This is a genomic window from Streptomyces sp. NPDC046900 (assembly GCF_040644975.1).
In the GTDB taxonomy this organism is placed as follows: domain Bacteria; phylum Actinomycetota; class Actinomycetes; order Streptomycetales; family Streptomycetaceae; genus Streptomyces.
Genome location: NZ_JBEYXD010000096.1, coordinates 1 through 12,192, shown reverse-complemented (window position 1 = coordinate 12,192; position 12,192 = coordinate 1). Strand labels below are relative to the sequence as shown.

General features: G+C 72.0%; 7 protein-coding genes. 5 read left to right on the top strand and 2 right to left on the bottom strand.

Annotation, left to right across the window (positions count from 1 at the left end; translation table 11 throughout):
• Positions 1 to 363: 363 nt before the first annotated feature.
• Positions 364 to 1,572 (bottom strand): nucleotide sugar dehydrogenase, encoded by a 1,209-nt coding sequence (locus tag ABZ904_RS43295; protein ID WP_360990624.1) that lies wholly within the window; start codon positions 1,570 to 1,572, stop codon positions 364 to 366.
• A gap of 259 nt (positions 1,573 to 1,831) precedes the next feature.
• On the opposite strand from ABZ904_RS43295, the gene ABZ904_RS43290 reads away from it, so the two are divergent.
• The gene (locus ABZ904_RS43290) at positions 1,832 to 3,538 is read left to right on the top strand and encodes a glycerol-3-phosphate dehydrogenase/oxidase (RefSeq protein WP_360990627.1); all 1,707 of its coding nucleotides are present in this window, start codon (positions 1,832 to 1,834) and stop codon (positions 3,536 to 3,538) included.
• Between the two features lie 173 nt (positions 3,539 to 3,711).
• Here the strand turns inward: ABZ904_RS43290 and ABZ904_RS43285 are convergent, their stop codons facing one another.
• Positions 3,712 to 4,770, bottom strand: coding sequence for a serine hydrolase domain-containing protein (locus ABZ904_RS43285; RefSeq protein WP_359398079.1), 1,059 nt, complete (start codon positions 4,768 to 4,770; stop codon positions 3,712 to 3,714).
• A gap of 279 nt (positions 4,771 to 5,049) precedes the next feature.
• Here ABZ904_RS43285 and ABZ904_RS43280 point away from each other — a divergent pair, with 279 nt between their 5' ends.
• From ABZ904_RS43280 to ABZ904_RS43265, 4 genes are all read left to right on the top strand, one after another.
• Entirely contained in the window at positions 5,050 to 7,098 is a 2,049-nt protein-coding gene (locus ABZ904_RS43280) for a serine/threonine-protein kinase (RefSeq protein WP_360990630.1), read from the top strand.
• Positions 7,099 to 7,281: 183 nt separating this feature from the next.
• Positions 7,282 to 9,927 carry a protein kinase gene (locus ABZ904_RS43275; RefSeq protein ID WP_360990633.1) on the top strand — a complete coding sequence of 882 codons (2,646 nt, stop codon included), beginning with the start codon at positions 7,282 to 7,284 and terminating at the stop codon, positions 9,925 to 9,927.
• A 231-nt stretch (positions 9,928 to 10,158) separates the two neighbouring features.
• Positions 10,159 to 11,823, top strand: coding sequence for a serine/threonine-protein kinase (locus tag ABZ904_RS43270; protein WP_360990725.1), 1,665 nt, complete (start codon positions 10,159 to 10,161; stop codon positions 11,821 to 11,823).
• A 31-nt stretch (positions 11,824 to 11,854) separates the two neighbouring features.
• Complete coding sequence (locus ABZ904_RS43265) at positions 11,855 to 12,088, top strand: hypothetical protein (protein ID WP_359398111.1); 234 nt, start codon at positions 11,855 to 11,857, stop codon at positions 12,086 to 12,088.
• Positions 12,089 to 12,192: the final 104 nt, after the last annotated feature.

The following is a 12,192-nucleotide window of genomic DNA, read 5'->3' as shown; positions in this document are numbered from 1 at the left end:
GCACTCCGTTCACCGTTCGGGAGCGTCTCTGACTGGCTTGGCGAGCCTGAGCGTTGCTCAGCCTTGGGAGCCAATCGCCTTCGTGCCCTGGTACTGAACGGCAGGAGCCGCCAGCCCGCGTGGCACGTCCCTCCGGACGCTGGTCGACCGGGCCGCAAGACCCGACAGAGGAGGCTGCCCGACGTCGCCTGGGCGCCGAGCGTGCGCGTAGCACTCTGCCACAGGTTCACTACGCTTCGCCAATCCAACTGGTGAACCTGCCGCAGTACCCGCTGCGGTGGGCTCCACCTGCTCGTACGGTAGCGGCGCGGCCGCCCCGTACGCCACCGGCCCCGGAGGCCAGGCCATCCCCAGGCGCCCCCTTCACAACCTGTGCGCCGCGCCAGTAGGCGTGGCGCCCCGTGTGTCCAGCAACAACTGTGCCTTCACCGACAGGCCCTGCAGGTCGTACGTGCGGTGGTGCTGGAGCAGGATCGTCAGGTCGGCGCCCGCCGCCGCCTCGTAGAGGGAGTCCGCGCGCGGGATCGGGCGGTCGAGGACGCTCCACGCGGGGACGTGCGGGTCGTGGTAGCTGACGGACGCGCCCAGTTGCATCAGACGCAGCGCGATCTCGTGCGCGGGTGAGCCCTGCTGGTCGGCGACGTCCGGCTTGTAGGTGACGCCCAGCAGCAGGACGCGGGCGCCGCGGGCCGACTTGCCGTGCTCGTTCAGGAGGGTCGCGGCACGCTGGACGACGTACCGGGGCATGTTGCCGTTCACCTGCTCGGCCAGTTCGACCATGCGGAGGCTGCGCCCGGTCAGGCCCGCCAGGTCCTGGGGGACGGCGTGGCCGCCGACACCCGGGCCGGGACGGAAGGCCTGGAAGCCGAACGGCTTGGTCTCCGCGCAGCGGACGACGTCCCAGAGGTCGACGCCCAAGTCGTGGCACAGGACCGCCATTTCGTTGACCAGGGCGATGTTGACCTGCCGGTAGTTCGTCTCCAGGACCTGTACGGTCTCCGCCTCGCGGGGTCCACGCGCGCGTACCACCTTGTCGGTGAGGCGCCCGTAGAAGGTGGCCGCGGACTCGGTGCAGGCCGGGGTGAGGCCGCCGATGACCTTGGGAGTGTTGGCGGCGCCGAAGGCGCGGTTGCCGGGGTCGACGCGGCTGGGCGAGTAGGCGAGGTGGAAATCGCGGCCCGCGCGCAGACCGGATCCGTCTTCCAGGAGGGGGCGCAGGAAATCCTCCGTCGTGCCGGGGGGCACCGGTGACTCCAGGATCACGGTGGTGTGCGGGCGCAGCCGTTCGGCGAGGGTGAGGGCGGCGGCCTTGACCTGGGTGAGGTCGAGCGCGCCGTCGGCCCCGCGCGGGACGGGGGCGCAGATGACGGCGGTACGGACGCGGCCGAGTTCGGCGGGGTCGGTGGTGGGCCGGAAGCCCCGCGCGAGCATCCGGCGCAGTTCGGCGGTGGTGAGAGGGCCGGCCTCGGGTCCCGTCCGGTACCCGAGGGTCGAGACGCCGGCCGCGACGGCGGCCTGGGCCAGGGGCAGGCCGAGATGACCGAGTCCGATGACGGCGAGATCTGCGGGCATGGAGTGGGCCGTCCTTCCCAGTAGCCGAAGCGGGACAGGTGCGCAAGTTCTGTGGACAGAAAGAGCGAGCGCAATGTCACACTAGGAGTAAATATGACCTACTTGCGGGATTGACTGCGGGAATTTCCGAGAGTGTTGTCCACAGGCTGCGGGTGCGTGGTGGCCGAAGTCGGGCATCCCGGTCAGACTTTGGGAATGGGGGAGACGAACCGGGCTTCGCCGGAAAGGTGTGGCCAGCGCGACTGACCGGGAGGCAGCGGTGAGGACAGGGACACTGGGGCCGGCGCAGCGCGCCGAGTCACTGGCGGCGATGACCGAGCGTGAGCTGGACGTGCTGGTGGTGGGCGGAGGCGTGGTCGGCGCGGGCACCGCGCTGGACGCGGCGACCCGTGGTCTGTCCACGGGCCTGGTGGAGGCCCGTGACTGGGCGTCCGGCACCTCCAGCAGGTCCAGCAAGCTGATACACGGCGGTCTGCGCTATCTGGAGATGCTCGACTTCGCGCTCGTGCGCGAGGCGCTCAAGGAGCGGGGGCTGCTGCTGGAGCGTCTGGCACCGCATCTCGTGAAGCCGGTGCCCTTTCTGTATCCGCTGCAGCACAAGGGCTGGGAGCGGCTGTACGCGGGCTCGGGCGTCGCGCTCTACGACGCCATGTCTATGGCCCGCGGCCACGGCCGTGGACTTCCTGTGCACCGTCATTTGACCCACCGTCATGCCCTGCGCATCGCTCCCTGCCTGAAGAAGGACGCGCTGGTCGGTGCTTTGCAGTATTACGACGCGCAGATGGACGACGCCCGCTATGTGGCCAACTTGGTGCGCACGGCCGCGTGGTACGGCGCGAAGGTCGCCAACCGCGCCCGGGTGACGGGCTTCCTGCGCGAGGGCGAGCGTGTCGTCGGCGCCCGGGTGCAGGACGTGGAGGGCGGTGGGGACTACGAGATCCGCGCCCAGCAGATCGTCAACGCCACCGGGCCGTGGACCGACGACACCCAGGCGATGGTGGGAGAGCGGGGCCAGTTCCACGTCCGGGCGTCCAAGGGCATCCACCTGGTCGTGCCGAAGGACCGGATCCACTCGTCGACGGGCCTGATCCTGCGGACCGAGAAGTCCGTCCTCTTCGTCATCCCATGGGGCCGGCACTGGATCGTCGGGACGACGGACACCGAATGGAACCTCGACAAGGCGCACCCCGCGGCCTCCAGCGCGGACATCGACTACCTGCTGGAGCACGTGAACTCGGTCCTCGCCGTGCCCCTCTCGCGCGACGATGTCGAGGGCGTGTACGCGGGCCTGAGGCCCCTGCTCGCCGGGGAGTCCGACGCCACCAGCAAGCTGTCCCGTGAGCACATAGTGGCGCATGCGGCGCCCGGTCTCGTGGTCGTGGCGGGCGGCAAGTACACGACGTACCGGGTGATGGCCAAGGACGCCGTCGACGAGGTGGTGCACGGACTCGACCGGCGGGTCGCCGAGTGCGTCACCGAGGACGTGCCGCTGCTGGGCGCCGAGGGATACCGGGCGCTGTGGAACGCGCGGGCGCGCATAGCGGCCCGCACCGGGCTGCACGTGGTGCGGGTGGAACACCTGCTGAACCGCTACGGGTCGTTGGCGGAGGAGGTGCTCGACCTGATCGTGGCCGACCCTTCGCTCGGCGAACCGCTCCGGGCGGCCGACGATTACCTGCGGGCCGAGGTCGTCTACGCGGCCTCGCACGAGGGCGCGCGGCACCTGGACGACGCGCTGACCCGGCGGACGCGCATCTCGATCGAGACGTTCGACCGCGGCACGCGCAGCGCCCGGGAGGCGGCCGAGTTGATGGCGCCGGTGCTCGGCTGGGACGCGGACCAGATCGAGCGCGAGGTCGAGCACTACGAGAAGCGGGTGCAGGCGGAGCGGGAGTCGCAGCGCCAGCCCGATGATCTGACCGCGGATGCGGCGAGGCTGGGCGCGCCGGACATAGTGCCGCTCTAGTCCGGACGTCGCCTGCCGACGGGCGGAGCGTGCGGCGGACGTCGAAGGAATGCGTCGGCTGCCGCTGGAAGGAGGGCTCGCGGGCGGGATTCGCGTTCCTGGACCGGGATCACTGACTGGGATCACTCGAACGAGTGGCGCAGTCCGGGATCTCCGTTCGGAACCGGCTCGTTCTACGGGGTGCGGGGGCAGAACGCGGCTGTGAGCAGGTCCCGTTCCAGTCCGGAGTTCGCGAACCCGTCCGTGTTCACACGGAACGTGAGGACGCGACGGCCGTCGACGGTGGCTGCGGTGCGCACGTAGCTGCCGGAGATCCGTCCGTCGTGCCCCCACACCGTCGTGCCGCACGGAAGCTTCTGCGGAAACAGCCCCATGCCGTACGCGCCGTGTGCGGCACGGGTGTCGAGCATCTCGCGCAGCCATCGCGAGGGCAGCAGCTCGCCGCTCAGCAGTGCCGCGTAGAAGCGGTCGAGATCGGAGAGCGTGGTCACCAGCTCACCCGCCGCGCCGGCCACGCGCGGGTCGAGTTCGGTGACGTCGGAGCCGTCGGCGGCGTAGCCGCGTCCGTGCGGCGAGGGAAGCGTGGTGCGGGCGCCGGGGAAGGACGTGCCCGTCAGACGGAGGGGAGTGATGATGCGGCGCTCGGCCTCTTCGGCGTACGAGTGACCGGTGACCTGCTGGACGACCATGCCGAGCAGGACGTAGTTGGTGTTGGAGTACGAGAAGCGGCCCTGGGCGGCAGGAGGGTGGGTGAGCGCGACGCTCAGAGCCTCGAGCGGAGTGAGGGGGACGACCGCCCTGGTGTCCTTGATGAAGTCGGCCAGACCGCTGGTGTGGTTGAGCAGGTCGCGCAGCGTCAGCGCGCGCCCGTCGTTGCCCGCGCCGCGCACCAGCCCCGGCAGATGGGCCTCCACCGTGTCCGACAGGGAGAGCCGGTGCTCGGCCGCCAGTTGCAGCACCAGCGTCGCGATGAAGGTCTTGGTGATGCTGCCGGCGCGGAAGTGGTCGGCGCGAGCGATGCCCTGACCGGCGAGAACGAAGTGCGAACCCGATTCCCCACGGGCCAGCAGCGCGGCGGCGGGAGCCCGGCCCTCGGTGACGAACAGCGGGAGCACCGCGTCCGGCCTCGGGACCGCGGGGGCCGGGGGGTGGACGGGGGCGAGTCCGAGCAGGGCCAGGCACACCGGTACGGCCAATAGGGTCCGGGTCCGGGGTGTCCGGCGCAGCGGCATCGGCATCCTTCCTTGTCGCGGCCCATCATGGGGGACGACCCCTAGGCAGGGCCGGGCGGGGCCACCTTGCCGCCGGCTCCTGCGGCGGGGCCGGGGCGCCCGCGTCGGCGCGACCGGGTGCCGTGGCGCACGGCCGAGCCTCGTCGCCGCGGTGTCCGCTCCGCCGAGGCGGCCGCGGGAGCGGTGCGAGCCGCCGGATCAGGGGCACCCTGGGCGTCGGGTGGTCCGTGGGTGAGGGACAATGGAGGCTCTGTCAGGGCGGGTTGCATGAGGGGACGCATGTCGGAGGCGGAGCGGGCGGGGACATCCCGTCAGGACAAGAGCGAACGTCTCCTCGCCGGGCGGTACCGGCTGGGGGACGTACTCGGCCGCGGCGGCATGGGCACCGTGTGGCGGGCCAAGGACGAGACCCTGGGTCGTACGGTCGCCGTCAAGGAGTTGCGGTTCCCGTCGAGCATCGACGAGGACGAGAAGCGCCGGCTGATCACGCGCACGCTGCGGGAGGCCAAGGCGATCGCCCGGATCCGCAACAACGGTGCGGTGACCGTCTTCGACGTGGTCCACGAGGACGACCGGCCCTGGATCGTGATGGAGCTGATCGAGGGCAAGTCGCTCGCCGAGGCCATCCGGGAGGACGGCCTGCTGGAGCCGAAGCGCGCCGCCGAGGTCGGGCTCGCGATCCTCGACGTACTGCGCGCCGCGCACCGCGAGGGCATCCTGCACCGCGACGTGAAACCGTCCAACGTGCTGATCGCCGAGGACGGCCGGGTCGTGCTCACCGACTTCGGTATCGCGCAGGTCGAGGGCGACCCTTCCATCACCTCCACCGGCATGCTCGTCGGTGCCCCGTCCTACATCGCGCCGGAGCGGGCCCGCGGGCACAAGCCCGGCCGGGCGGCGGACCTGTGGTCGCTCGGCGGACTGCTGTACGCGGCGGTCGAGGGCGTGCCCCCGTACGACAAGGGCTCGGCGATCGCCACGCTGACCGCCGTGATGACCGAGCCGGTCGAGGAGCCGAAGAACGCCGGCCCGCTGAAGAACGTCATCTTCGGGCTGCTGGCCAAGGACCCCCAGCAGCGGCTGGACGACGCCGGCGCGCGGACCATGCTCAACGAGGTGATCCACGCATCCGACCCCAAGAAGGAGCCGCCGGCGGACGCCACGCGGGTCGTGGCCCTCCCGCCGGTGCCCGAGGAGTCCCCGGGCAAGGGGACGCCCGGCAGCGCTGCGGGTGCCAAGCGGGGCGAGGAGGCGGCCGAGAAGCTGCGCGGGGCGCTGCGGTCCGTACGCAAGGCCGCGACGTCGGCCGGCGCCGCCACCGCCGCCGCGACCGCCCGGGACAAGGCGCCCGGGACCACGGCCGGGGAGACGTCCGAGGACGTGTCGTCCCCGAGCGCGGCGGCCGCACCCGCGCCCGCGGCCGGGACACCCGGTACGACCGGGCCGGTGACGTCGGACGGCGCACGTGACACGACGACCGATCTTGCATCGAACTCAGGTACAACGAAGCCCAGTTCGGGATGGCCGATCGTGCCCGACCCGGACCGGCCGGAACGGCCCGCACAGCCGCCCAGGGCCCCGCTCACCGACGTCGTGCCGAAGCGGACCCTGGTGCTGGTCGCCGTCGTCGTGGCGCTCGCCGTGCTCGGGACGGTGCTCGCGCTCACGCTCCGCGGTGGCGACGGAGGCTCGCAGGACAACAAGAAGGGCTCCACCAAGTCCGCCGCGTCCACCGGCGCGACCGCCGGGAGCGGGAGCAAGGGCGGCGGCGGCGGTTCGCACACGGACAGCGGCAGCACGCGCGACTCGGCGACGAAGGGCTCGGACGAGCAGAACACCGGCGACGCCTCGCCGGCCGCGAGTAGCGGTGCGCCGTCCGGATCGTCGGACGACACCGCCGGGACGACGCCGTACAAGGGCGGTCAGGGGTACTCGATCGGGCTGCCGGCGGGCTGGAAGTACCAGTCGTCGGATTCCGCCGGGGACCGTTTCACCGGCCCCGACGGCCAGAAGCTGCTTGTGGCCTGGACGTCCACCCCGAAGGACGACCCGGTGGCGGACTGGCAGAGCCAGGAGCACTACATGACGCGCGCCCAGTACAAGCGGGTCCGTATCGAGAAGGTGGACTACCGCGACTGGAACACGGCCGACTGGGAGTTCACCTACGCCGACGGCGGCACCACCTACCGGGTGATCGACCGCGGATTCGTCGTCAACTCGCATCAGGGCTATGGACTCATGTACACGGCGAAGGCCTCCGGCTGGGACGGTGATCTGCGCAAGGGGACCTGGGAGGCACTGACCAAGACGTTCCGGCCGAAGTCGTGATCTGACCGCATAGGTGACAGGCGTCCGACACGGTTGGGTCGTGGCGACAGTCGCGGGGAGATATGACATCCCCGGGTTGCAGATTGCCTCCGGCACGTATCGTGAGGGATTGCGGACCGTACGCATTCGGAACGGGACGCCGGGCGAACGGAATTGACCAACCGGGCAGCCGGGGGAGGCATCGTGGACGACTATGCGGGACGGGTACTCGCCGACCGCTACCGCCTGCCGTTGCCGCCCCCGGACGAGTACGAACTTGCCGAGACCCGGGCGTTCGACACCTACAGCGGACAGGAAGTCCGTGTACGGCAGGTGCCGTTGCCCGAGGTCGTCGAGGCCGAGGTGCTCGGTGCCGACGGCCTGCCCGAGGGGTTCGTGGCACGCGACGGCAGGTCCCGCGGCGGCTCGCCCCGGACGGGGACGGCCACGCGGCGGCCTCCCGACCCGGCCGTACGGCGGGCGATCGAGGCGGCGCAGGCCGCCGCACAGATACCCGACCACCCCCGGCTCGACCAGGTCTTCGACGTGTTCGCCGAGGGCGGTTCGCTGTGGATCATGAGCGAACTGGTGCCCGCGCAACCGCTGGCGACCCTGCTCGCGGAGAAGCCGCTCACGCCGTACCGGGCGGCGGAGGTCGCCTCCGACATCCTCACCGCGCTGCGCGCCCTGCACACCCACGGCTGGGTGCACCGGAACATCACGGCGCGCACGGTGCTCGTCTGCGACGACGGCCGGGTGGTACTGACCGGCCTGGCGGCCGGGGCTGCGGAGGAGGCACTGTGCGGGTACGACCCGGTGCCGGCCCGGGACGTCGAGCCAGGCGACGGGACACCGGGCGGCAACGCCGGCATTCCGGGGGCCCGGAGCGGCGGCCCGTCGGGCACCGGCACCGGCGGCCCCCTGGGGGACGGCGGCAGCGGACCGCCCCGTGGCGCGCCCGGCAGCGGCACGTTCGGTTCCGTGGGCGCGGCCGCGCAGGGCATGGATCCGGAGGCCGCGCGCCGGGCCGCGATCGAGGCGCGGGTGAACGGCGCGTCCACGGGCGACGGCGCGCCCGGCCAAGGGGCGCCCGCGGTGGGGCCCCGTGCCCTGGAGTCCACAGGAGACGTACGGGCCGCACGAGCCGGGGCGATCGCGGCCTACCGCGCGGGAGCCCGGGCGGCGGCCCGGGTGCAGGAGGAACAGCGCGGCGGACGCCCGGCGTTGCCCGCACCCCGCGCGTCCGACCCGGGCACCGTGACACCGCCACAGGCACCCGGGCCGGCAGGAGAGCGCACCCCCGGCACATCGCCGCCGGGACAGATCGCCGACCCGTACGGAGTGGGCGGTTCGGCCTCCTGGCACGGTGCGGTACCGCGCCCTGCCGCGCCCACCGTGGAGAGCCGGGGCCGCACCGCACTGCCCCGCGGTACCTCCGCGCCGGGGGAGAACGGCGGCGGACCCCACGGAAGCGGCACGCACAGGCCGGGTGCGGCCACCACCTCGCACCACGGCGCCATGCCCGGCGGGGCAGAAGGCGCCCCGGGTTCGGGTGCGGGCACCGCTCCGGCCCCCTGGATCCAGCGCGGCCCCGCCACCGCCCTGGTCGCCGAGCGGGCCAGGCAGGCCCGTATGGCCGTCGTCGGGCCGGTCACCGAGCGGTGGGCGCCCGAGCAGGCCGGGCCGGTGCACGAGAACTGGCAGCTGGCCGCGCCGATCGGCCCCGCGACCGACCTCTGGGCGCTCGGCGCGTTGCTCTTCCGGGCTGTGCAGGGGCACGCGCCGTACCCCGAGGAGAACACCGCCGAGCTGGTCCAGCTCGTCTGTGCCGAGCCGCCCGCCTTCGCCGAGGAGTGCGGGCCGCTGCGTCCGGTCGTGGAGTCGCTGCTGCGTCAGGACCCGACCGAGCGGATCGACTTCGAGGAACTGCGTGGCTGGCTGCGTTCCCTCGTCCGGTCCGCCCCCGAGCCCGACGCGGGCGCGCACGTCATCGCGGCGCCTCCTGTCGACCCCGGGCGGCTGCCGGTGGTCCGGCGTCGGGGGGAACTGGTCCGCAAGCGCCGTGCCGGGCTGCCCGCGACCGCACCGGCTCGTCACAAGCACGCCAAGGACGGCCGCCCACCGGGGCCGCGCAGACTCGGCCGCACCCTTCTTCTGCTCATCCTGCTCGCGCTGGCCGCAGCGATCGCGTACGCCATGGCGTTCATGCCGAAGGCCGATTCCGGCAACGGCAGGGGTGCCGGTACGTCGGGGGACCGCACCGGTGCCGTCGGCGAGGTCGGCCCCGCACCGCAGCAGTCCGGCCGGGGCGGTACGCGGCAGCCCGGCGGCCAGGTGTCCAAGAGCCCCTCGCCGTCGGCCGGTTCCGCGCAGACGCAGACCAGCGAGACCCAGGTCGCGCAGGGCTTCACCCTCCGCAGCGACCCGGAGGGCTTCCGCGTCGCGGTGGCGAACGGCTGGGACCGTACGCCGAGGAACGGCAGCGGGCAGGTCGTCTACTCTCAGGGCGATTTCGAGCTCATCGTCGTGCCCGGACGCGACAGCACCGGCAGGTTCGGCAGCGATCCGCTGACGTACCAACGGGAGTCGGAGCCCGAACTGCAGCCGTTCCGCGACTCGACCTGGGCCACCTCCAGCGGGATGCGGCGCATCGACGTCGGCGGACGGACGATGGCCGAGGGCCAGTTCACCTGGACGGACGGGGACGGGCGGGAGCTGTTCGTGCGGAACCTCGCCCTCCTCGTGGGCGGCCGCTACCACGTGGTGCAGGTGCGTGGCCCGGAGGCCGAACGCGACGAGGTGACGCGGCTGTACGAGCAGGCGGAGCAGACGTACCAGGCCACAGGCTGACCACTCCGCGTCACCATCCGGCCCCCGCGGCGACTCCGTCTCCGCCTCGCCGGACCCGCCCAACACCCGGGCGACGGCGTCCGATTGCGTTGAGTGTGCGGTGGTTCCGTCCCGTAAGTGGAAGCGAGAACCGTCACAGTGCGGTCTCCGTTCCGCCCCCGCCCGTTCCCTGCGCGAAGGCCGCTCTCTAATGTGACTTCGTCAAGAGCATTGCGGGGAAACGTGAATCAGATGCAGGGCCTGCTCCTCGCGGGCCGCTACCGGCTCGTCGATTCCATCGGCAGCGGCGGCATGGGCCGGGTATGGCGCGCCCACGACGAGGTGTTGCACCGCGCGGTAGCCATCAAAGAACTGACGGCAGCTCTGTACGTCACAGATAGTGACCGAGCGGTTCTTCTCGCCCGGACCCACGCCGAGGCACGCGCCGCCGCGCGCATCAACCACTCCGCCGTCGTCACCATCCACGACGTCCTCGAACACGACAACCGGCCGTGGATCGTCATGGAACTGGTCGAGGGCGGCTCACTGGCCGACGCCGTGAAGGAACGCGGCCGTATCGACGCCGCCGAGGCCGCACGCATCGGTCAGTGGGTGCTGCGCGCGCTGCAGGCCGCGCACTCCGCGGGCGTGCTGCACCGCGACGTGAAGCCGGGCAACGTGCTGCTCGCCACCGACGGACGTGTGCTGCTCACCGACTTCGGCATCGCGCAGGTCGAGGGCGACTCGACCATCACGCGTACGGGGGAGATCGTCGGGTCCGTCGACTACCTCGCTCCCGAGCGGGTCCGCGGCCACGACCCGGGCCCCGCCTCCGACCTGTGGGCGCTCGGCGCCACGCTGTACACGGCGGTGGAGGGAAGGTCGCCGTTCCGGCGGACCTCGCCCCTGACGACCATGCAGGCCGTCGTCGACGAGCACCCCGCGCCGCCGCAGTTCGCGGGCGCCCTGGAGCCGGTGATCGCGGCCCTGTTGTGCAAGGACCCGGCGCAGCGGCCCGACGCGGCACGGCTGGAGCAGATGCTGGCCGAGGCCGTGGAGGGCAGGCGGCCGAAGGCGGCACAGGAGTACGTGTCGACGATGCACGTGAACCTGCGTGCCGAGGAGCACACGACCGCGAACGTGCCGCGCCGGCCGGAGTCAGGCGATCCGCGCACGAGCGGCGGCACCCTGCCTCAGTCCGCTCCGCCGCCCGCGCCCCGCAGACGCCGCCGCGGTCGTACGATCGCGCTCGTCCTCACGGTGGCCGCGGTCGTCGGCGTGGGCGGTGCGGTGGCCGCGAACCGCCTCGGCAACCGGCACGTCGGCAGCGGCGGGTCCGTCGCCACGGGCAGCCCCGGCGACTCCGCCTCTGGATCGTCGGCTCCGAGTGCCAGTGCCAGTGCCAGTGCCACGTCGAGCGACGAGGGCGGTCAGGGGGCGGTCCCCGCCGATTGGAAGCGGCGCAACGACCCGGTGGGCTTCAGCATCTCCCTGCCCAAGGGGTGGAAGCGGTCCGTCTCCATCGACCAGGACGGCCTCCGGCAGGTCGACTACTCGCCCGACAAGGGCAAGCACCTCGTGCGGGTCGCCGTCGACACCGCGCCGGACTTCCGCACCTCGTACGAGCACATGAGCTACCTGGAGCAGCGGGTCTCACGGCGGCTGCAGGACTACCAGCAGCTGAGCCTCAAGGAGGAGCTTTTCCGCGACCTGCCGGGCGTCCGCTGGGAGTACACGTGGAACGCGCTGGCCAAGGACCCGCCGCACTACTTCCCGGGGCCCTATCGTGCGATCGACGTCGGGTACATGGAGAGTGACGGCACCGAGTACGCCATCTACGCGGCCTCGCCTGCTGACGACTGGGCCACCACCAGTAAGCAGTTCGACTGGATCCTGCGGGGCTTCCAGGAGGGTTGATCCGAGTGGAGCAGAAGGTTCTGCTGTCACTGTGGCCGCTCTCATCGCCCCGGAGCGGGTGTGGGGGAAGCGGCCGGGTCCTGCCTCCGCTCTCCGGTCGCTTGGCGTGGTGCTGTACGCGGTGACGGAGGGTGTCTCGCCGTTCCGCCGACTGCACGGCTCCGTGTGGGAGTACACGTGGACCGCGCCGGCGAAGGACACGCCCTTCCCCGGGCCACGCCTCGCGATCGAGGAGACCTGCATCGGCCGCAACGGTGTCGAGTAGGCCATCTACTGTCCCGCGCCGGGAATTCGATCAAGATATGCGGCGAGACGCTGCAGGATCTCGTCGGCGTCCTTTGTCCAGACGAAGGGCTTGGGGTCCTCGTT